The 20576-nt window shown below is 67.7% G+C and carries 17 protein-coding genes; 6 read left to right on the top strand and 11 right to left on the bottom strand.

Going from position 1 to position 20576, the window contains the following annotated elements; translation table 11 throughout:
* Positions 1 to 133 precede the first annotated feature (133 nt).
* From AC07NY_RS18615 to AC07NY_RS18650, 8 genes are all read right to left on the bottom strand, one after another.
* On the bottom strand, positions 134 to 1468 hold the full coding sequence (locus tag AC07NY_RS18615) for an ABC transporter substrate-binding protein (RefSeq protein WP_494585144.1): 1335 nt from the start codon (positions 1466 to 1468) through the stop codon (positions 134 to 136).
* A gap of 195 nt (positions 1469 to 1663) precedes the next feature.
* Positions 1664 to 3019, bottom strand: coding sequence for a sigma-54-dependent transcriptional regulator (locus tag AC07NY_RS18620; protein ID WP_494585066.1), 1356 nt, complete (start codon positions 3017 to 3019; stop codon positions 1664 to 1666).
* A complete protein-coding gene (locus AC07NY_RS18625) occupies positions 3016 to 4956 on the bottom strand; it encodes an ATP-binding protein (protein ID WP_494585067.1) in 1941 nt (646 codons plus the stop codon). The genes AC07NY_RS18620 and AC07NY_RS18625 overlap by 4 nt, the downstream gene beginning before the upstream one ends.
* Positions 4953 to 6329, bottom strand: a complete 1377-nt coding sequence (locus AC07NY_RS18630) for an ABC transporter substrate-binding protein (protein WP_494585068.1) — start codon at positions 6327 to 6329, stop codon at positions 4953 to 4955. Before AC07NY_RS18630 ends, AC07NY_RS18625 begins: the two co-directional genes overlap by 4 nt.
* 47 nt (positions 6330 to 6376) lie before the next feature.
* Positions 6377 to 7531 carry an NAD(P)/FAD-dependent oxidoreductase gene (locus tag AC07NY_RS18635; RefSeq protein ID WP_494585069.1) on the bottom strand — a complete coding sequence of 385 codons (1155 nt, stop codon included), beginning with the start codon at positions 7529 to 7531 and terminating at the stop codon, positions 6377 to 6379.
* Complete coding sequence (locus AC07NY_RS18640) at positions 7528 to 8892, bottom strand: FAD/NAD(P)-dependent oxidoreductase (protein WP_494585070.1); 1365 nt, start codon at positions 8890 to 8892, stop codon at positions 7528 to 7530. Before AC07NY_RS18640 ends, AC07NY_RS18635 begins: the two co-directional genes overlap by 4 nt.
* Complete coding sequence (locus AC07NY_RS18645; protein WP_494585071.1) at positions 8885 to 9145, bottom strand: (2Fe-2S)-binding protein; 261 nt, start codon at positions 9143 to 9145, stop codon at positions 8885 to 8887. Before AC07NY_RS18645 ends, AC07NY_RS18640 begins: the two co-directional genes overlap by 8 nt.
* 142 nt (positions 9146 to 9287) lie before the next feature.
* Positions 9288 to 10112 (bottom strand): IclR family transcriptional regulator, encoded by an 825-nt coding sequence (locus tag AC07NY_RS18650; protein ID WP_494585072.1) that lies wholly within the window; start codon positions 10110 to 10112, stop codon positions 9288 to 9290.
* A 121-nt stretch (positions 10113 to 10233) separates the two neighbouring features.
* On the opposite strand from AC07NY_RS18650, the gene AC07NY_RS18655 reads away from it, so the two are divergent.
* The 6 genes from AC07NY_RS18655 (at position 10234) to AC07NY_RS18680 (ending at position 17617) form a co-directional block, all read left to right on the top strand.
* Positions 10234 to 11007, top strand: coding sequence for an enoyl-CoA hydratase/isomerase family protein (locus AC07NY_RS18655; RefSeq protein WP_494585073.1), 774 nt, complete (start codon positions 10234 to 10236; stop codon positions 11005 to 11007).
* Positions 11008 to 11074: 67 nt separating this feature from the next.
* Positions 11075 to 12142, top strand: a complete 1068-nt coding sequence (locus AC07NY_RS18660; protein WP_494585074.1) for an ABC transporter substrate-binding protein — start codon at positions 11075 to 11077, stop codon at positions 12140 to 12142.
* A 23-nt stretch (positions 12143 to 12165) separates the two neighbouring features.
* Complete coding sequence (locus AC07NY_RS18665) at positions 12166 to 13224, top strand: ABC transporter ATP-binding protein (RefSeq protein WP_494585075.1); 1059 nt, start codon at positions 12166 to 12168, stop codon at positions 13222 to 13224.
* Positions 13221 to 14981 carry an ABC transporter permease subunit gene (locus AC07NY_RS18670; RefSeq protein WP_494585076.1) on the top strand — a complete coding sequence of 587 codons (1761 nt, stop codon included), beginning with the start codon at positions 13221 to 13223 and terminating at the stop codon, positions 14979 to 14981. Before AC07NY_RS18665 ends, AC07NY_RS18670 begins: the two co-directional genes overlap by 4 nt.
* Before the next feature lie 22 nt (positions 14982 to 15003).
* Positions 15004 to 16533: a class I adenylate-forming enzyme family protein gene (locus AC07NY_RS18675; protein ID WP_494585077.1), complete on the top strand. Its 1530-nt coding sequence runs from the start codon at positions 15004 to 15006 to the stop codon at positions 16531 to 16533.
* Between the two features lies 1 nt (position 16534).
* Positions 16535 to 17617 carry a hypothetical protein gene (locus tag AC07NY_RS18680; RefSeq protein ID WP_494585078.1) on the top strand — a complete coding sequence of 361 codons (1083 nt, stop codon included), beginning with the start codon at positions 16535 to 16537 and terminating at the stop codon, positions 17615 to 17617.
* A gap of 20 nt (positions 17618 to 17637) precedes the next feature.
* Here the strand turns inward: AC07NY_RS18680 and AC07NY_RS18685 are convergent, their stop codons facing one another.
* The 3 genes from AC07NY_RS18685 to AC07NY_RS18695 all read right to left on the bottom strand — a co-directional run bounded on the left by AC07NY_RS18685 (position 17638) and on the right by AC07NY_RS18695 (position 20576).
* The gene (locus AC07NY_RS18685) at positions 17638 to 18567 is read right to left on the bottom strand and encodes an arginase family protein (protein ID WP_494585079.1); all 930 of its coding nucleotides are present in this window, start codon (positions 18565 to 18567) and stop codon (positions 17638 to 17640) included.
* A gap of 67 nt (positions 18568 to 18634) precedes the next feature.
* Positions 18635 to 19753 carry an ABC transporter substrate-binding protein gene (locus tag AC07NY_RS18690; RefSeq protein ID WP_494585080.1) on the bottom strand — a complete coding sequence of 373 codons (1119 nt, stop codon included), beginning with the start codon at positions 19751 to 19753 and terminating at the stop codon, positions 18635 to 18637.
* Between the two features lie 19 nt (positions 19754 to 19772).
* Entirely contained in the window at positions 19773 to 20576 is an 804-nt protein-coding gene (locus AC07NY_RS18695) for an ABC transporter permease (RefSeq protein WP_494585081.1), read from the bottom strand.

Consider the following 20576-nt stretch of genomic DNA (forward strand, 5'->3'; position numbering starts at 1 on the left):
GCTGCGCAGACACGGGACCGTTTTCAGGAAAAGGCGCCTATTGGTCACGCGGTCCCGTGTCCGCGCCGCAGCTTTTCACGCTGCAGCGCGCACGGGAAGACACGCGAAACTACGAAGACACGCGCGAGCGAGCCTACTTCGCCGCCTTGAGCGCTTCTTCCGCCTTCGCCTTGGCCTTGGCGTAGTTGTCGCGGGCGAAGCTCGCCCATTGCGCCTCGACCTCGGCTTGGCGGGCACCCTTCTCCTTGCCGCCGGTGAAGGCGCCGCGCAGCTCCGCGCTCGCGGCCTGCGCCTCGCTGACCGGCATGGCGGCGAGCAGCACGCGGGCTTCCTCGGCCAGCGCCTTGGCCTTGTCGTTCGGCTTCTTGGCGAGCGCCGCATCGACCTCGTGCAGCACCTTGTTGACGCCCTTCAGCGCGTCGAGTTGGAAGGAGATGATCTGGTCGAACAGCGTGTCGACGACCGCGGTGCGGCCTTCCGACTTGTCGACGTCGAAGCCGATCATCTTCTGGAAGCGCGGATCGGTGAAGGGGTTCGGATAGTCGGCGCCGGCCTTGGCATAGACCGCCGGGTTGACCGGCAGGCGGCGGATGCCGGGCTCGAGCAGCACTTCCTGGCCGGCGGGCGAGAGCAGGAACTCGACGAAGGCCTCGGCCGCGGCCTTGTTCGGTGGGTTGGCGATGATGCCGACATTGGCCGGGACCACGGTCGTCACGCTCGGATAGACGAATTTGACCGGGAAGCCCGAGGCCTGGGCCGAGAAGGCGAAGAAGTCGATGACGACGCCGACGCCGACCTGACCGGAATTGACCTGCTCCGGCACGCCGAAGGAGCGCTCGTTGATCGAGCGGAAATTGCCGGCCATCTCCTTGATGGTGCGCCAGCCCTTGTCCCAGCCCTCGCCCTGCAGGATCGTCTCGATCGTCAGATGCGTCGTGCCCGAGCGGGACGGGGCCGCGATCGCGACATGGTCGTAGAAGACCGGCTTGGCGAGGTCCTGCCATTCCTTCGGCTCGGGCAGCTTGTTGGCCTTGGCATAGCGGTCGTTCCACATGATGCCGTAGCCGGAGGCGGCGAAGCCGAAATAGAAGCCCTGCGGATCGTTGATCGGATAGGAGCCGATCTTCTCGGGGATGCCGGTCGCCTTGGGCTTGTAGGCGGTGAGCAGCTTCTTGCCCTTCAGCACCTCGAAGGCATCGGGCGCCGAGGCCCAGAACAGGTCGACCTGGTTGTTCGCCTTGGTCTCCTCGACATATTTCACGCCGGCATTGGTGTTGCGGTTCTGCACTTCGAGCGTGACGCCCGGAACCGCCTTCTCGAAGGCCTTCTTGATGGGATCGGTGACGTCCTTGGAGAAGGAGGTGACCACCGTGACCTTGCCGGCCGGCGCCTGCGCCAGCGCGATGGTCATGAACGAGGCGCTCAGCGACAAGCCGAGGGTGGCCGCGAGCGCGGTTCTACGATTCAGCATGGCTTCCTCCCGAAGCGAATTTTTGTGGTCGACGTCGAGGTCGATGCCATTGTCTCAGCAACCGCGATGCCAAATGCCGGCGGCATTGATTTCGTTGCGGAATTCGGGAGGAGGGGTCTTCAGTTACCCCATTTCGGGGGCGTTGCGGTAACCTGCCGAGACCCCGGATGGGTCATTGCGGTAACATCCGGCTCAGTCCGCGAGCGCAGCCGTCCCGCTCAAACCGTAGCGGCGCATCTTGAGGTAGAGCGTCTTGCGGGTGATGCCGAGCGCCGCGGCCGTGACGCCGATGCGCCCGTTATGGCGCTTCAACGCGGCGCCGATCCCCTCCGCCTCGGCGATGGCGACCAGCTCCTCCAGCGTGCGCTCCGCGCCATCGGATGTGCCGGCGCCGGCATCCGCATCCTCGAAATCCTCGTCCATGCCGAGCAGGCTGCGCTCGGCGGCATTGCGCAATTCGCGGACATTACCCGGCCAGTCCTGCCGCGCGAGCCGTTGCAGCAGGTCGCGCCCGAGCAGCGGCGTGGAGCGGCCGACGCGCGCGGCGGCGAGCGCGAGGAAGTGCTGGAACAGCAATGGGATATCCTCGCGCCGGTCGCGCAAAGGCGGCAGGCGCAGCGTCACGACATTGAGCCGGTAGACGAGGTCCTCGCGGAAGCCGCCGGCCTTGGCCAGCGCGGCGAGGTCGGTCTTGGTCGCAGCGACGATGCGGATATCGACCGCGATCTCCTTGTTGGAACCGAGGCGCTCGATCCGCCGCTCCTGCAAGGCGCGTAGCAAGCGCACCTGCGCCGCCATCGGCATCGACTCGATCTCGTCGAGGAAGAGCGTGCCGCCGCTGGCATGCTCGATCTTGCCGATCCGCCGCTCCCGCGCCCCGGTGAAGGCGCCGGCCTCGTGGCCGAACAATTCGCTCTCGATCATCGTCTCAGGGATCGCGCCGCAATTCACCGCGACGAAGCGCCCGCCGCGGCGATTGCCGAGATCGTGCAGCGCGCGTGCCGCGACCTCCTTGCCCGTCCCCGTCTCGCCGAAGAGCAGCACGTCGGTATCGGCATCGGCCAGCAGGGCGAGCCGGCTGCGCAGGCGCGCGACGGCCGGCGAATGGCCGACGACGCGCGCCGCCCACGGGTCTTCGGGATGGGAACCGGCCTTGAGCGAGCGGTTCTCGATGATCAGCCGGCGGTATTCGCTGGCGCGCCGGATCGTCTCGATCAGGCGGACGGGGTCGGCCGGCTTTTCGACGAAATCCCAGGCCCCTTCGCGGATCGCCTTCACCGCCATGGGAACATCGGCATGGCCGGTGATCAGCACGACGGGGATCTCCGCATCGATCGCCGTCACGGCCGCGAGCAGCCCGAAACCGTCGCGGCCGGGCATGCGGACATCGCTGACCAGGACGACGCAAGCCTCGCGGCCGAGCTCGGCCAGCGCCGCATCGCCCGAGCGCTTGGCGATAACCGCAAACCCTTCCAGCTCCAGCGTCAGCCGCCAGGCTTCCAGCACCTCGGCATCGTCATCGACGAGGACGACCTTGGGAGCGCTCATGCGTCGATTTCCAGCGGGGCCATGACGTGGGCTGTCGTCCCTTCGAGGGTGATCAGGAAGCGGGTGCCGGCGGGGCCGGTCTCGGCCACCGCGAGCGTGCCGCCGAGATCCTTGATGATGTTGTAGGACAGCGAGAGGCCGAGGCCGAGCCCCGAGCCCACCGGCTTGGTCGTGAAGAACGGGTCGAAGATGCGCTCCAGATGCGCCCGGTCGATGCCGGGGCCGCTATCGGCGACCCAGATCTCGACCTTGTGCCCGGTACGGCGTGCGCCGATTGCGATCGTCGCATCCTCCATGCCCGCGACGGCGTCGAGCGCGTTGGCGATGAGATTGACCAGCACCTGCTCCAGCCGGATCTCCTCGGCATGGACATGGAGGCGCCCGGCCGGCAGCTCCCGCGTGAGCGTCACGCGCTCGGCTTCGAAACGCGGCTCGAACAGCGACAGCGCGGTTTCGATGGTGTCGCCGACAGAGACGGGGCTGAGCACCACGCCGGGCTTGCGGGCGAAGCGCCTGAGATGCGCGATCAGGTCGGCCGCGCGCGTCGTCAGCGCCTGGATGCGGCCGATGGCCTTCCGCGCTTCCTCCGGTCGCCCGCGGTCCAGCAGCAGAGCGCCGTTATGGGCGTGGGAGCGGATCGCGGCGAGCGGCTGGTTGAGCTCGTGGCTGAGGCCCGCCGCCATCTGCCCGAGTGCGGCGAGCTTGGCCGCCTGGATCAGGTCGTCGCGCGTCTGTCGGAAGACGACGAGAGCACGGGCGAGGTCGCCGAGTTCGTCATTGCCCGCCTTCGGCAGCAGCGCCGAGGACTGGCCGCTGGCGATGCTGGTTGCCGCCTCGGTCAGGACGCGCAGGCGCGCGACGAGATGGCGCCGGACATAGAACCAGCCGATCAAGAGCGCGCCGATGAGCGAGGCCGCCGCGATGGCGAGCAGCAGGTTGCGGCCGAGTCGGATCGCCTCGGCCGAGCGGTCGGCGGCCTCCTTCGCCACGGTTTCCGTGCGCTGCACCTCCTGCGAGACCAGCGTGCCGAGTTCGGTGACGAGGCGGCGGCTTTCCGAGATCAGCCGCTGCGCGTCGGCCAGCGCCGCGAGTTCCGTGCGCTTGAGACCGGGCAGGCCGGTCGTGGTATCGGCGAGCCCGATCAGGCGCTGCGTGATCTGCCGGACCGTGATCGTGTCGGCCCAGCCGGCCAGCGCCTTGGCTTCGATCTCGAGCTGGTCGACGGCCTCGCCGATGACATGGCCGGTCTGCTCCATGTCTTCGCGGGTCTGCACCGTGCCGAGCCGCCCGAACAGGCCGACGATCAGGTTGGCCTGGGCGTTGAGCGTCATCAGCGCTTCGCTCTTGCGGGTTTCCTCGCGGATTGTGTTCGGCTTGCTCGATGACGCTTCGCTGCCGATCTGGCCGAGCGCCGTGTCGATGTTGAAACGGGCATCGTCGGTCAGCGGCTCGATCTCGTCGATCAGATCGGCCTGGAGCCAGCGCAGTTCCTCGCTGACGCCGCGGATGCGCTCGGCCAGCGTGAAGCGGCGTCCCGATACGTCGTCGATGGCGTTGAGGTTGCGGCGGATTTCGGCCGCCACGGCTGTCAGCTGCGGCGCGTCGAAGCCGCTTCCGGTCCGCTCGGACAGAACCTTGTCCAGCTCGCTCAAGCGCTCTCCCACCACGCGCCTGCCGCGATCATAGCCGTCACGCCGCTCTGCGTTGGCGAGTTCCGGCATGCCGGCGATGACGCGAGCACTGGCCTCGGCAAGCCGCGCGGCGGAGGCAAGGCCGGGCAGATGCTCACGGGCAATCGCCGCCAGTTCCTTGCTGAGCCTCTCATAGGAGATGACGCCGACGATGCCGGCGCCGACCGCGAAGAGGCCGACGCCGAGGAAGGCCGCAATGAGACGCCCGCCGATGCCGAATCGTCTTTTGGGCAGGGCAGGCGTCATGGCCGCGCCCCGGTCAGATTATCTTCGCGCCAGCCCAAAGCCGCCAGCCGCTCGGCCGCTTGCTGCAGGCTGTCGCCGGCTTCCGACGCACGAGCCACGATCGCATTGCGGATATCGGCCTCGATCCGCGCCTGTTCGTCAGGGACGGGAAGGCCGCGCGGCACCCGGACGATATTCCGGAAGCGCTCCGTCTTCTCCAGCTCCGCAGCCGAGACAGGCGGTTGTGTCAGCGTGGCGCGTGCCTGTGTCAGCAGCTTGGCTGTCTGCTCGTCGGGGCGGGTGAGCAGCGCCGCCTCCATCGCCTGCAAGCTGCGCCAGAGCCTGGCATGCTCGGTGCGGCGGAAGGTGATCCATTCGTCGAAGATCAGGTTGACCAGCTCGTAGCGCCCGGCCGAGAGCCCGGCATCGAAAGCCGTCCGGTTGAAGATGCCTTCCGTCGCCGAGAGATGGGGCGGCGCCTCGTCCGCCCCATAGGCCGAAGGCGAGACGGCGAGGCGCCCGATCCGCGGCTCGCGCAGCATCGCCTGGCCTTCCGGCGAGAGCACGAAATCGATGAAGATCTCGGCCTCCTTCGGATTGGGGGAGGTCGCGAGCCTCGCGATGCTGGCGGGTGCGAACAGCGTCTCGCCCGGCAGCACGAAGCGATTGCCCTCGCCCTCGGCCGTATTGGCCTCCGTCAGGAAATCGATGGAGATGCCGATGCCGAAGCGGCCGCGGGCGACGCCGGCATTCACGCCGAAGCTGCGCGCCGTGATCGTCGCGAGGTTGCCGCCGATCGCCGACCAGAGCGCCCAGCCGCGTTCCCAGCCCAGCGATTGCAGGAGAGCCTCGACCATCAGATGCGTGGTGCCGGAGCGAGCGGGTGAGGTCAGGCCGATATGCCCGGCATAGACCGGCGCCGCGAGATCGGCCCAGTTGCGCGGCACCGGCAATCCGCGTGCCGTCAGATAAGCCGGGTTGTAGACCAGCCCGTAGCCTGAGACCGCGAAGCCGAGATAGCGGCCGTCGGGATCGTTCACCGGGTAGCCGGCGATGGTCTCGGGCGCGCCGGTCTTGCGCGGCTGTACCGGCGCCAGCAGGTTCGCTCGCTTCAGCAATTCGAAGGCGTCAGGCGCCGAGGCCCAGAACAGGTCGGCTTCCGGCCGCTTCTGAGCGCGGATGTCGATGACGGCGGCCGTCGTCTTCCGCTGCACCACCTCGACTGCGATGTCGGGATGCTTCTTGCGGAAGGCATTGCGGAAGGGCTCGAAGAAGGATGGCGGGAAGGATGTGATGATCTGGACGCGTCGACCCTCGGCCATGCCGCTGGCGGGCCAGCCGAGAGCCAGCAAGGCGAGGAGGACAAGCCTGAGCGTGACGGCGGAACGACCCATGAAGCCGTCATATAGCCGGCTTGCGGGTCCGGCTAGGCTGCCGCGTCTCAGTCGAATTCCTTCTTGAATTTCTCGCTGACGGTCGCGGCCGTGCGGAAGCGCGTAATCGCGAACGGCTCCAGCGGCGTCGGTGTTTCGCCGTCGAGGATCAGCTCGCTGAGACACAAGCCGACGCCCGGCCCGATCTGGAAGCCATGGCCGCAGAAGCCGAAGGCGTGGAACAGGCCGGGCGTCGTCCCGCTCGGGCCGATCACCGGGATCATGTCCGGCAGATAGGCCTCGATGCCGGACCAGACGCGGATGACATGGCATTGCGCCAGCATCGGCGCGACGCGGGCGAGCGCCCGCATTGCCGCCAGCGTCTTGGCGGGGGGCACCGGCGCGCGGTTCGCCTGCGGATCGGCCGCCGTGCGCGGATAGCCGGCGAGGATGATATTGCCGCGCGGGATCTGGCGGAAGATCACGGAGCCGTCGATCGCCTGCACCGAGGGCTCGATCCGGTAGGGGAACGGCTCGGTCACGAATTGCGGCGGCCCGGCCGGAAAGACCGGAGCGGTCTCGCCGAAGCGTTCGGCAATCTCCAGCGCCCAGGCCCCGGCACAATTGACCAGAGCGCCACAGCTTATCCGGCTGCCGTCGGCAAGCGTGAGCGAGAAGCCATCGCCCTCGCGGTCAACGGCTGTGACGCGCGTATTCTCCAGGATGGTGGCGCCCTGCCTTGCAGCGGCCCGCGCCACGGCCGGTGTCGCCAGCCGCGGATTGGAGGTGGCGTCGCGTGCCGAGAAGGTCGCAGCGACGGCGCGTTCGCTCAGCCAGGGCCAGCGCCGGCGCAGATCGGCAGGGCCGATCCGCTCGATCGCGAGCCCGTAGGATTCGGAAACCTCCGCATAGCCTTCGAGCTTTGCGTGCTCTTCCTCGTCATAGGCGAGGTAGAGATGGCCGGTCTGCTCGAATTCGCAGTCCTCGCCGATCAGCGCGTCGAAATCCTCCCACAGCGCCTGCGAGCGCAACGACAGCGGATACTGGCCGGGAAAGCGGCCTTGCAGGCGCAGGTTTCCGAAATTGACGCCGCTCGACTGCTCTCCGACGACGCCCTTTTCGATAAGCGTCACGCGCTGGCCGCGCCTTGCGAGGAAGAAGGCGGTCCAGACACCGATCAGGCCGCCGCCGACGATCGCGACATCTGTGGTGCGCGTGCTCATGCCGGTTCTTCCGCGGCGGCGAGCGCGATCGGCTTGACCGGAGCCTGACCGCGCAAACGGCCGGCGGCTTCGCCGCCTTGCCCGGTCCCGGCCGCGACGATCTCCTGCAAGGCCGGCCCACAGACGCGGCCCTGGCAGCGCCCCATGCCGCAGCGGGTCATCGCCTTGACGCGGTTGACCTCGACCGGGCCGAGCGCCTTCGCCATCGCGGAGCGCACTTCGCCGACGGTGACGTTCTCGCAGCGACAGAGCGTGACGGGATCGGGCAGGGCGGCGATCTGCTCCCTCGGCCAGGCGAAGGCCCGCGCCAGCCCGCGCTGGAAGCTACGCAGCCGCGCAGCCCGCCGCGCCAGCGGCCTGATCGCCGCGATATCCTGTGTTCGCCCGAGATCGGCGAGGATGGCATGGGCGGCGAGCGCCCCGCTGGCCTCCGCCGCATCAGCGCCACCGATCCGCACCCCGTCGCCGGCGAGGTAGAGCCCCGGCCGAGCCCGGCCGAAACCGTCGATCTTCGGCAGGAACAAACGGAAATCCGGATCGTAGGCGAAGTCCGCCCCGGCGAGGTCGGCAAGCTGCGTCTCGGGCTTCAGGCCATAACCCAGCGCGATCGCATCGCAGGCGAAGCGCCGCTCGCGCCCGCTGCCGTCGCGCAGGGCGAGAGCCTCGACGCGGCCATCTCCTTCCACCGTGACCGGCGTCACGCCGTGCAGCATCGGAACACCCGCGCGCAAAGCCGCCGCCATGTACCAGAGCCCGCGCAGCAGCGTGCGTGGCGCCCCGAGCAGGGCGGGCATCGCGGCGAGCTTGGCGGAGAATGGCGTCGTATCGGCGATCACCGCGATCTCGGCGCCCATCGCGCGATACTGCTTCGCTGCCAGCGTCAGCAATGGCGAGGAGCCGAGGAAGGCGACGCGGATGCCGATCAGGCAACCCTGGTCCTTGAGCGCGACCTGTGCCCCGCCGAGCGTGAAGACACCGGGCGTCGTCCAGCCCGGAAAGGGTGCGATCCGGTCCATGGCGCCGCTGGCGATCAGCAGCTTGTCGCATTCGAGCGTCTCGGCCTTGCCGTCACGCAGCAGGTGCAGGCGCTGGCCGTCGATCGCCCAAGCCAATGTCTGGGGCCGGTAATCGATATGCGGATGCAAAGCGGCAAAACGATCGTGAAGGGCCGCGTATCGCCCCGCCTCCGAGCCCATCAGCTTGGTCATGTCGAGGGCGAGGTCGTCGGCTGGGCGGCGATAGCCCTGTCCGCCGGCGCGGGCGCCTTCGTCGATCAGTATGGGTTTCAGCCCGTTGGCGACCAGCAATTCGGCGGCGCTGATTCCGGCCGGGCCGGCACCGATGATAACGATCTCAGCCATGGGCAGGTGCCATGCCCTGCGGTTCGGCGAAGAGCTCCAGCCCATCGCTGACGGGCGTGGTGCAGGCCCTGATCCGGCCGCCAGTCGCGCTCCAGACCCAGCAATCCTGGCAGGCGCCCATCAGGCAGAAGCCGGCGCGCGGCTCGCCCCCGAATTCAAGCCGGCGGACGAACGCACCGTTCTCCAGAAGCGCGGCGAGAATACTGTCGCTTGCGGTCGCGTTTATAGGCCTGCCATCGAAGCTGAGGGTCACCGCCGTTCCAATCCGACGAGCCACACGGCGGAACTGCGCCTGCGAGCGTTCCATTCTGCCTCGAATTTATTTCAATGCGATAGAACTATGTGGATTTTGATAAATCAGATTGCTCCCTGTCAAGGCCGCATGCCCCGTTTTCTCAGACGCGCGAGATGGCGTGGGCGGCCGCGATCACCAGCGAGGAGAAGCGCGAGACGACCTCCTCATGGCTGTAGCGCGAAGTCGAGGTCGCGATGTTGACGGCCGCTTCCGGCCGGCCCTGGTGGTCGACGACCGGCGCGGCGATCGAGGCGTCGCCGATATAGACCTCCTCGAAGGCGGTGGCGTAGCCCTGGGCTGCCGACTGGCGCAGTTTCTCGCGCAACGCCTCGCGCTGCCATGTCGTCGAGGGCGTATGCGCCCGGCGGTCGGAGGCATCGATGATCGCCATCGCCTCGTCTTCCGGCAGGCGCGACAGCATCGCGATGCCCGGCGCCGTGGCATAGGCCGGCATCCGCGTGCCGATGATGACGTCGGTGTTGAGGACGTGCCGGCTGAGGAAGCGCGAGACGAAGATGATCTCGGTCTCCTCGCGCACGGTGAGGTTCACCGTCTCCTCCGTCTCCTTGCTGAGATGCATGAGGTAGGGCATCGCCCGGTCGAGCAGGCGGCTGCTGCGGACGAAATGATAGCCGAGATCGAGCGTTTTCGCCGTCAGTTCGAAGCGCTTGGTCTGCGCGTCCTTGCGGAGATAGCCGAGCTTGGTGAGCGTATGGGTGAAGCGCTGCGCCGCGCTGACATCCATCCCTGTCTCCGAGGCGACCTGCGACAGGTTCAGCGTCTGGTGCTGGCGGCCGAAGGCCGAGAGCACGCGGAACGCCTTCTCCACCGAATTGACCATCAGCGCGTCGTCCTTGCGGCCGGCCTGGTCGGCTGAAGCAGCCGCGCGCTTGCGGCCGGTCTGTGTCTCTTCGGGCATCGTCATCGCGGCTGCTCTCCTTGGCGCGATCAATGGCTGCGGCGGGCGGCCTTGACAAGGTGAGCCGCCTCCGTATTATTTGCAATAGAAATTATCGCATTGTAATAATTACCCATCGGAGGGCGCTATGAAGGACTCTGTTCTGGCTGAAGTGCGTGGCGCGGTCGGCATCATCACCCTCAACCGCCCCGAGATACTGAACGCCTGGAACGCGCCGATGCGTGAGCGGCTGGTGGCCTGCTTCGACGAGATGGAGGCGAACGAGGCGGTCCGCGCCATCATCCTGACGGGTGCCGGCGAGCGCGCCTTCGGCGCCGGCCAGGACCTCAACGAGACCAAGACCTTCGATCCGGACCGCGCCGAATTGTGGATGGGCGAGTGGGAGCGGCTCTATGACCGCATGCGCTCGCTCTCGAAGCCGCTGATCGCCGCGCTGAACGGCGTCGCGGCGGGTTCCGCCTTCCAGGTCGCGCTGCTCTGCGACCTGCGCGTCGGCCATGCCGGCGTCACCATGGGCCAGCCCGAGATCAACTCGGGCATCGCCTCGGTCACCGGTCCCTGGATCATGAAGGAGATGATCGGGATCGCCCGCACCATCGACCTGACCCTGACCGGCCGTATGATGGATGCCGACGAGTGCTTCCGCATCGGCCTGATCAACCGGATCGTGCCGAAGGAGCAGGTGATGCCGGCTTCGCTCGCATTGGCCGAGGAACTCGCCGGCAAGCCGCCGGTTGCCATGCGCCTCAACAAAGCCCGCTTCCGTGAGGTCACCGAGGCGAGCTTCCGCGAATGCCTCACTGCCGGCATCCGCAACCAGCGCGCCGCCTACGCTACCGGCGAGCCGGCGCGGATGATGGAAGCCTTCCTCGCCAAGCGCGCGGCGCGAAAGACGGCCTGACCACGATACCGGACCATCCGATCACCCACGGGGAAATGCGGAAAACCGCTTGAAAGGGGAGTAGACGATGACGAGCCTGACCACGAAGCCGACCCGGCGCACCCTGCTGCAACTCGCGGGCGGCGTCGCTGCCGGCGCGGTTGCCGCGCCCTATCTGACGGGCACGGCGCGCGCCGCGACCCAGATCACGGTCGCCGATCCCGGCGGCCCGTTCGGCCCGGCCTTCCGCAAGGCCTTCTACGATCCCTTCGAGAAGGCGACCGGCAACAAGGTCGTCAACGTCGCCCGCGAGGCTGAGCCCACCGCCCAGTTCAAGGCGATGGTCGAGACCAAGTCCTATACCTGGGACGTCTGCACGCTGACGCTCTCGGCCCGCGACATCCTGAAGGCGCAGGGCCTGCTCGATCCGATCGGCTTCGCGCATGCCGACGTGCCGAAGCTGATGCCGCAGGCGATCTCGCCCGAATTCATGGGCACCGACGTCTACTCGACCGTCTTCGCCTATCGCACCGACCGCGTGAAGAACGCGCCGGCGAGCTGGGCCGACTTCTTCAATGTCGAGAAGTTCCCCGGCCGCCGCGCGCTGCGCAAGAACCCGATCGACACGATCGAGCAGGCGCTGCTCGCCGACGGGGTGCCGCTCGACAAGCTCTATCCGCTCGATGTCGATCGCGCCTTCAAGGTGCTCGACAAGATCAAGCCGCATGTCGCGGTCTGGTGGACCGGCGGGGCGCAGTCCACGCAGCTGCTGCAGAGTGGCGAGGTCGATATGCTGCCGGGCTGGAACGCCCGTTTGCAGGCGGCGATCGATGGCGGCACGCCGGCCAGGATCGTCTGGAACCAGGGCCTCTACTCGGTCGAGGGCTGGGGCCTGCCCAAGGGCGGCCCGAAGGCGGATGTCGCCCGCCAGTTCGTGCGCTTCTGCTCCGATCCGAAGGCGCAGGCCGTCTTCACCGAGGCGCTGGCCTATGGCCCGACCAATCTCGACGCCTATCAGACCATCCCCGCCGAGCGTGCGAAGGTGCTGCCGACCTCGCCGGTGAACCTGAAGCAGATGGCGATCGCCAACGAGGATTGGTGGAGCGCCAACCGCGCCAAGGTCTCCGAGCGCTTCAACGCCTGGCTCCTGACCTGACGGCGATGGGGACGGGTGCCGGAATGACCGCGATCCAGCCGAAATCGGCCAAGCTCGTCGTAGAGGGGCTGTGTAAGCGCTATGGCGCGACCACGGCCCTCGAGCCGAGCTCGCTCAGCGTCGCCGAGGGCGAGTTCCTCACCTTGCTGGGGCCTTCGGGCTCCGGCAAGACGACGCTGCTCCAGCTCATCTGCGGTCTGGTCGAAGCCAGCGAGGGCAGGGTGGTGATCGACGGGCGCGACCAGTCGAACATGCCGGTCCACCAGCGCGATATCGGCCTCGTCTTCCAGCACTATGCGCTCTTCCCGCATCTGACGGTGGCGGAGAACATCGCCTTTCCGCTCAAGATGCGCGGACGCCCCTCGGCCGAGATTACCAATCGGGTCGCATCCACGCTCGATATGGTCCATCTCGGCCATCTCGCCGGGCGCTTCCCGCGCGAATTGTCGGGCGGCCAGCAGCAGCGCGTCGCGCTGGCGCGCTGCTTCGTCTACCAGCCCTCGATCATTCTGATGGACGAGCCGCTCGGCGCCCTCGACAAGAAGCTGCGCGAGCACATGCAGATCGAGATCAAGCGTTTGCACCGCGAGAGCGGCGCGACCATCGTCTATGTCACGCATGATCAGGAGGAGGCGCTCGCGATGTCCGACCGCATCTGCCTGATGAACCATGCGAAGATCGAGCAGCTCGGCACGCCGCGCGAGATCTACGAGCGCCCGCGCACGGCCTTCGCCGCCGATTTCATCGGCATCTCCAACATCTTCCGCGGCCAATGGGACGGCAACGGCGCGCTCGATACGCCGCATGGCCGCTTCGCCCTGCCGAGCGGCGCCAATTGCCAGAGCAAGGACGCGGCGCTGGTCATCCGGCCGGAGAACCTCCATCTCGGCGAACGCGACGGCAACGCCGTCCGCGGCCGGGTCAGCGAGATCGTCTATGCCGGCTCGGAGACGCGCGTCATCGCCGCGCTCGGCGATGGCAGCCCGCTCGTGCTGCGGCTGGGTCCGGACGATCCGGTGCCCGCCATTGACCAGGCCATCGTCGCCGGCTGGGCCCGCGACAAGGCGGTGCTGGTCGCATGAGCGCTGTCGCGGCAGGCACGGCTCCGTCGCGCCGGAGCAAACTGAAGTTCGGCCCGCTCTGGCTGGCGGTGCCCGGCCTCGCGTTCCTCGCGGTCTTCTTCGCCTGGCCGGTGGCGCAACTGCTCGGCCTCAGCCTCGTCGATCCCGAGACCGGCGGCTTCTCGGGCGGCGCCTATCAGCGCATCGCCGCGACCGATGTCTATCTGCGCGTGCTCGGCATCACCTTCCGCATCGCCGGCTGGACGGCGTTCTGGTCGCTGCTGATCGGCTACCCGCTGGCCTATTGGCTGGCGCGCCTGCCCGATATGTTCCGCGGCCGGATGCTGCTCTTCGTCATGGTGCCGTTCTGGACGAGTTATCTCGTCAAGACCTTCGCCTGGATGATCGTACTCGGCCGCAGCGGCATCATCAATTCGCTGGCGACCGGCTCCGGCCTCGTCGACCAGCCCCTGCCGCTGCTGCACAACATGTTCGGCGTCATGGTCGGCATGGTCCATGCGATGGTCCCGCTCGCGGTGATGACCATGCTGCCGGTGATGACCGGCATCGATCGCCGCCTCGTCCAGGCCGCGCAGACGCTCGGCGCCGCGCCGGCACGGGCCTTCTGGCTGGTCTATTTCAAGCTCTCCCTGCCGGGCGTGGCGGCGGCGGGGCTGCTCGTCTTCATCTCCTCGCTCGGCTTCTTCATCGTGCCGGCCTTCCTCGGCGGGCGGCAGGAGACGATGCTCGCGCAGCTCATCATCACCCAGGTGCAGGAACTGCTGAACTGGTCCTTCGCCGGGGCGCTCGCGGCCATGATGCTGGCAGCGGCACTGGTCTCCTGCTGGGTCTACGACCGGCTCTTCGGCATCTCGACCATTGCTGGCGGCTCGGCGCAGGTCGGGGGCGGGCGCATCCGCGATCTCGGCATCGCCATCCTCGGCCTTGTCGGCGATATCGCCGGGCGCGCCGCCGCCGTGGCGCAGCGCGTACTGGGCAAGCGCGTCTGTGCCGCGCTGCTGCCGGGCTTCTGCTGGCTCGTCATCGGCTTCCTCGTGCTGCCGACGCTGCTGGTGATCCCGCTCGCCTTCACCTCCTCGCAGTTCCTCGAATTCCCGCCGCCGGGCTACGGTCTCAACTGGTTCCGCACCTATTTCGAATCGCCGCTCTGGCTGCAGGCAACGCTGCGCTCCTTCGGCGTCGCCTTTGTCACGGCGCTGGCTGCGACCGCGATCGGCGGCTTCGCGGCGCTGGCTCTGGCCCATAGCCGCACGCGCTGGGGCGGGCTGATCTTCGCCTTCTTCCTCGCGCCGATGATCGTGCCGCGCATCGTCATCGCGGTCGGGCTGTTCTATCTCTTTGCCCGGATGGGCCTGATCGCGACCGATCTCGGCCTGATCATCGGCCACACCGTGCTGGCGATCCCGTTCACGCTCGTCACCATCGCCGCTGTGCTCAAGACCTATGACCAGCGGCTCGACCAGGCGGCGGCGACACTGGGCGCCAACCGCGTCCGTACCCTCACCGGCGTGACGATCCCGCTGGTGAAGGGTGGCCTCGTCGCGGCCTTCCTCTTCGCCTTCATCACCTCCTTCGACGAGCTCACCATCGCGATCTTCGTCTCGGGCGGCGTCAAGACGACCCTGCCGAAGCAGATGTGGGACGACATGATCCTGCAGCTCAACCCGACGCTGGCCGCAGTCTCGGTCGTCGTCTTCGTGGTGGTGACGGTGATGCTGCTGCTGGCCGAACGCTTCCGCTCCTCCTCTTCTTCCTGATCCTGACGACCGAAGCGCAACCATGACCTCTCCTGACAAAGACGGCTTCGTTGGCCTTCTGACCGCGCGCGCCGCCGCCGAGCCGGACCGCGTCTATGCCCGCTTCAATGGCGAGCCGCTGAGCTATGGCGAACTCGAGCGGCGCTCAGCGGCCTTTGCCTTGTATCTGCGGGCGCGGGGCATCGTCGCGGGCGACCGCGTCGCGGTGATGATGCGCAATTCCATCGCCACCATCGCCGTGGTCTTCGGCCTCGCGCGGGCCGGTGTCGCCTGGGTCCCGGTCAATGCCCAGCAGCGCGGCGAGGGGCTGAACTATCTCCTGACCCATTCCAGCCCGCGCCTAGTCGTCGCGGACATCGAGCTCGCACCTCAGATCGCCGAGGCGATGGGGCCGGACGCGACCCTGCCGGTGCTGCTGCATGCGCCGGGCGGCGATCTCGATGCAGTGCTCGCCGGAACCGTCAGCTTCGATGAGCCGGCGTCTCCCGCGAATGCCGTCTTTGCGATCATGTACACCTCCGGCACGACCGGGCGGCCGAAGGGCGTCATCGTCTCGCACCGCATGCTGCGGCTGGCGGCCGAGAGCGTGCTCTATCTATCGGACGCCAAGCCCGGCGAGGTCTTCTTCGTCTGGGAGCCGCTCTATCATATCGGCGGGGCCCAGCTCCTGCCGCTGCCGATGATCCGCGACATAACGCTGGCCATGGTCGAGCGCTTTAGCGCCAGCCGTTTCTGGGCGCAGGTCCGCGAGGAGGGCGCGACCCATATCCATTATCTCGGCGGCATCCTGCAGATCCTGCTGAAGCAACCGCCTTCCGCTGGAGATCGCGAGCATGGCGTGCGCATCGCCTGGGGCGGCGGCTGCCCGGCCGATATCTGGACGCAGTTTCGCGACCGCTTCGGCGTCGAGATCCGCGAGTGCTACGGCATGACCGAAGCCTCCAGCCTGACCACCTGTAACACCAGCGGCGTGGTCGGCTCGGTCGGGCGCCCGATGCCCTGGTTCACCGTCAGGCTGCTCGACGGTGAGGGCAGGCCGGTCGCGGCCGGCGAGCGCGGCGAGATCGTGGTCGAGACCAGCATCCCCGGCGCGATCTTCCCCGGCTATCTCGACAATCCCGACGCGACCGCGAAGGCCCTGCGCAACGGCGCCCTCCATACCGGCGATCTCGGCTCCTTCGATGCCGACGGCAACTTGTATTTCCACGGCCGCATGACCGACAGCGTGCGCTGCCGGGGCGAGAACGTCTCGGCCTGGGAGGTCGAACATGTCGCGGCCGAGCATGACGCGGTCGAGGATTGCGCGATGATCGGCGTCGCCGCCGATATCGGCGAGCAGGACATCAAGCTCTTCGTCAAGCCGCGCCATGGCGCGATCATCGACCCGCAGGCCTTGTCAGGCTGGCTCGGCCAGCGCCTCGCACCCTACCAGAACCCGCGCTACATCGCCCTGGTCGATGAGTTCGAGCGCACGGCGAGCCAGCGCATCATGAAGCACAAGCTCTCGCCCCGGCTCGACGATTGCTGGGACAGGGCCGCGACGGGGCGCTGACATGGCCGGCTGCGACATCCTGATCTCCGGCACCGGCGGCTTCGCTGCCCGCATCGCCTTCGATATCGCCGCGACAGCCCGCGAGCCGGTCGAGGTGATCATCGCCGGGCGCAATCTCGAACGGTTGAACTGGCTGCGCACGGCTTCCAATGCCCGCGCCGCGCTCTTCGGAGCCAAGGCACGCTTCACCACCCATGCGATCGACCTGCTGGCGCCGGACGCTTCCGACGCGCTGTTGGCTGCCACCAGCCCGCGTATCGTGGTGCAGGCCGCTTCGATCCAGACCTCACAGGTCATCGCCCAGAGCGGCAATGCCTGGACGCGCCTGGTTGCCGAGGGGGGCTTGAGCGCGACCGCCGTCTTCCAGGCGTTGATCAGCGCCCGCGTCGCCGCCGCGATCACGCGTGCCGGCAAGCCGGTGACGCTGGTCAATTGCAGCTTCCCCGACGTGGTCAACGGCATCATCGCCGCGCTCGGCCATGGCGTAGCCTGCGGTATGGGCAATGTCGCGATCCTGTCCAATGTCTTCGCCGGCTCGGCCGCGACACCCGCCGGGGCCGAGGTCAAGGTGCTCGCCCATTACCAGAACCTCGCCGCCTGGCGTCGTCGCCCGGAGGAGCGTGGCGGGCGCGCGCCGCGCGTCTGGCTGGACGGCAAGGAGGTGGCGGATGTCTACGCCCTCTTTGCCGATATCCAGCTCACGCCCGAACCGGTGATCGAGATTTCCGGCGCGAGCGGCGTGCCGATGCTGCTCGCCATGGCGGCAGGCAAGCCCTGGCAGGGTCATGTACCCGGCCCCGACGGCTTGCCCGGCGGCTATCCGGTCAAACTTGTCGGAGGCAGGCTCGAACTCGACCTGCCCGCTGGATTGGCCCGCGAGGAGGCCATCGCCTGGAACGCCTCTTTCGAAGCGGCCAACGGCCTCGTCGTCTCGCCGGAGGGCAGGGCGAGCTTCACGGGGCTTCTCGGCGGCAGGATCGCCGGCCACATCCCGGAACTGCGGGATGGGTTCGACGTCCGCGATCTGGAATCCGTGTGCGAGACGCTACTCGGCTTGCGCGAGACCTTGATGCGAAGTGCATAACCTGCACTCCGTCGTGGTTCCTACGACTGCCCGGCGGCCTTCGACTGGTGCTGCCGCGCGATCAGGTTGAGCGCGTTCAGCGTCACCTGCGCGGCGAGCAGCGCCGACATGCCACCGACATCATGCGGCGGGCTGACCGTGTTGATGTTCACGCCCACCAGATTGAGCCCGGCGCAGGCTTCCAGAACCGCGAGGCCCTCGCGCGAGGTGGCGCCGCCCCAGGTCGGCGTGCAGACGCCCGGCGCGACTGAGGGGTCGAAGAAATCCATGTCGTAGGAGAGATAGACCGGCCGGTCGCCGATATGGGCGCGGATCTCGGCGAAGACCTTGGCGATGCCGCGCTCCAGCAATTCCGCCAACGGGATCACGTTATAGCCGAGGCTGCGGCCATATTCGCCGACGCCGGGCAGCATCGTCGTGCCGCGCATGCCGACCTGATAGGAGCGGGTCGCGTCGACGAGGCCTTCCTCGGCGGCGCGCCCGAAGGCGGTCGCGGTGTTGTAGCCCTCGATCGGATAGGCGTCGGTATGGGCGTCGATATGGATGGTGACGAGATCGGGATAGACCCGGTGCAGCGCCCGCATCTCCGGCAGGGCGATCGCCCCATCGCCGCCGAGCGTCACGGCTACGGCCCGCGTCTCGGCGATGGCGCCGACGGCGGCCTCGATCGCGACATAGGAGGCTTCGAGATCGCCGGGGCTGACCTTGGCATCGCCGACATCGACCACGCCGAGCGACTCCAGCGGGTTGATGCCGTTGACGAAGTCGAAGGCGCGCAGCAGCAGCGACTGCTCGCGGATCGAGGACGGTCCGAGCCGAGAGCCGACGCGCTGCGGATGCGTGCCGCAATCGAAGGGCAGGCCGAGGACCACCGCCTTGGCGTCGCCGATCTCGGTGCGATGCGGGACGCCCATGAAGGTCTGGGCGAGCGAAAACGGCGCCGTTGTCATCAGTCTACCTGTGTCTTTGTCGGGAGGCAGGGACGGGCGGCGCGGTGCCGCCCGTCAGGATCGAGGCTCAGGACGCGATCGCGTCCATGTAGCGGGCGAGGATCGTTGCGTAGTGCTGCGCGTACCACTCGTTGTCGACGGCGACCTGGCGCGCGAAATTCTCCGGCGAGCCGCAGTCCAGCGCCTTCATCTCGGCCGGCACCAGCCCGGCGGCGGCCGGGTTCACCGGCCCGTTGCCGACGCGCTTGAACAGTTCGATCTGGCTCTTCGGGTCCTGCGCCGAGGCGATGAACTTCCAGGCGCCGGCCTTGGCCGGGTTGCCCTTCGGCACGATCCAGGCGCCGGGGAACAGGATGCCGTCCTCGAAGGTGAACTTGATGTGGTCGCCGACCTCCTTGGCGAGCAGCATCGAGCGCGTGTGCCACAGGTTCCCCATCACGACCTCCTGGTTGCGGAAGAGCTGCTGGCTCTCCGCGCCGGTGGTCCAGAAGATCGTATGCGGCTTGATCTCCTTGATCTTGGCGAGCGCCCGGTCGACATCGATCGGGTAGATCTTGTCGCGGCTGACGCCGTCGGCGAGCAGCGCCGCCTCCAGCATGCCCTCGATATTGTTGCGCAGCGTGCGCTTGCCCGGGAATTCCTTGACGTTCCAGAAATCCTTCCAGTTCTTAGGCGCCGGTCCCTTCAACGCCTTGGCGTCGTAGGTCAGCACGAAGGAATAGAGATACGCGCCGACGCCCCAGTCCGAGCGATGCGCGGCGCGGACCTTGTCCTGCGACACGATTGACCAGTCGACCTTCTCCAGCAGGTTCTGGCGGCCGAGCTCGATCGAGGCCGGCACCGTGCGGTCGCAGACGTCCCAGGTCACCGCGCCGCTCTCGACCATCGCCTTGATCTTGCCGGAGCTGGGCCCCGAGCCGTTGATCAGCGCCTTGGCGCCGGGATTGGCGGCGTTGAAGGGCTGGGCCCAGATCGCGTCATAGGCCGGCACGGCATCGCCGCCCCAGTTCACGATGACGACCTCACTGGTTTGTGCATGGGCCGGCGTCAGCCGCAGGCCGGCCGGGATCGCGCCCAGCATCGCCAGGGCCTGGAGGAAGCGACGGCGATGGACGCGCTTGCCTTCGGTCTGCACACGCAGGATCGCGAGGCAGTCGTCACGGAACTCCTGATGCTCTCTGGTCATGCTGGTCTCCCCTTTGTTGTCAGGCTTTTGCGGAGTTGCTGCGCAGCGTCGAGATCGCGACGGCGGCGAAGGTCAGGACGATCATCACCGTGCCGAGCGCGGCGATGGCCGGGTCGATATTGTCGGCGAGCCCTTCCCAGATTCGGCGGGGCAGGGTGGTGACGGCCCGGCTGGTGACGAAGAGCGCGACGATGGTCTCGTCCCAGGAGGTGATGAAGGCGAAGGCGGCCCCGGCGACGATGCCGGCCTTGATCTGCGGCAGCACGACCCAGCTCATCGCCTGCCGCGGATTGGCGCCGAGGCTGCGCGCAGCCTGCTCAAGCCTTGGATCGACATTGGCGAGCGTGCCGGCGACGGTCAGCACGACGAAAGGCAGCCCTTTCATCGCGTGGATCAGGATCAGCCCGAGATAGGTGTCGAGCAGGCCGAGCGTCGCCCAGGCGCGGTAGAAGGCGACCGCATGCACGATAGGCGGCACGATGATCGGCGCCAGCAGTAAAAGGCGCAGGCGCTTTGCTAACGGCGCTCCGAGACGCCAGGCCCCGACAGCGAAGGCGACGCCGAGCACGGTCGCGAGCACGGTCGCGCCGATGCCGACAATGAGGCTGTCGACGATGCTCTTCGTCCAGCGGCCGTCGGTCACGAGGCTGTTGTAATGGCGAAACGAGATCGCGCTGGTCGGCAGCGAGAGATAGCGCTCCGGCGTCAGTGAGATCGGGATGATGACGAGGATCGGCAGCAGCAGGAACGAGGCCGCGAGCCAGGCGACGATCCGGTTGAGCGAGGGTGCATTGCGGGTCGAGGGGACGCTGAGCGCTGCCAT

The sequence above is a fragment of the Allobosea sp. GW821-FHT09G06 genome (genome assembly GCF_059416005.1).

Coding starts and splice junctions, on each gene's coding strand:
- AC07NY_RS18665 (WP_494585075.1), top strand. CDS start 12,166: ATGACCGCGATCCAGCCGAAATCGGCCAAGCTCGTCGTAGAGGGGCTG.
- AC07NY_RS18675 (WP_494585077.1), top strand. CDS start 15,004: ATGACCTCTCCTGACAAAGACGGCTTCGTTGGCCTTCTGACCGCGCGC.
- AC07NY_RS18655 (WP_494585073.1), top strand. CDS start 10,234: ATGAAGGACTCTGTTCTGGCTGAAGTGCGTGGCGCGGTCGGCATCATC.
- AC07NY_RS18635 (WP_494585069.1), bottom strand. CDS start 7,531: ATGAGCACGCGCACCACAGATGTCGCGATCGTCGGCGGCGGCCTGATC.
- AC07NY_RS18670 (WP_494585076.1), top strand. CDS start 13,221: ATGAGCGCTGTCGCGGCAGGCACGGCTCCGTCGCGCCGGAGCAAACTG.
- AC07NY_RS18680 (WP_494585078.1), top strand. CDS start 16,535: ATGGCCGGCTGCGACATCCTGATCTCCGGCACCGGCGGCTTCGCTGCC.
- AC07NY_RS18685 (WP_494585079.1), bottom strand. CDS start 18,567: ATGACAACGGCGCCGTTTTCGCTCGCCCAGACCTTCATGGGCGTCCCG.
- AC07NY_RS18620 (WP_494585066.1), bottom strand. CDS start 3,019: ATGAGCGCTCCCAAGGTCGTCCTCGTCGATGACGATGCCGAGGTGCTG.
- AC07NY_RS18625 (WP_494585067.1), bottom strand. CDS start 4,956: ATGACGCCTGCCCTGCCCAAAAGACGATTCGGCATCGGCGGGCGTCTC.
- AC07NY_RS18650 (WP_494585072.1), bottom strand. CDS start 10,112: ATGACGATGCCCGAAGAGACACAGACCGGCCGCAAGCGCGCGGCTGCT.
- AC07NY_RS18695 (WP_494585081.1), bottom strand. CDS start 20,576: ATGGCAGCGCTCAGCGTCCCCTCGACCCGCAATGCACCCTCGCTCAAC.
- AC07NY_RS18630 (WP_494585068.1), bottom strand. CDS start 6,329: ATGGGTCGTTCCGCCGTCACGCTCAGGCTTGTCCTCCTCGCCTTGCTG.
- AC07NY_RS18690 (WP_494585080.1), bottom strand. CDS start 19,753: ATGACCAGAGAGCATCAGGAGTTCCGTGACGACTGCCTCGCGATCCTG.
- AC07NY_RS18660 (WP_494585074.1), top strand. CDS start 11,075: ATGACGAGCCTGACCACGAAGCCGACCCGGCGCACCCTGCTGCAACTC.
- AC07NY_RS18640 (WP_494585070.1), bottom strand. CDS start 8,892: ATGGCTGAGATCGTTATCATCGGTGCCGGCCCGGCCGGAATCAGCGCC.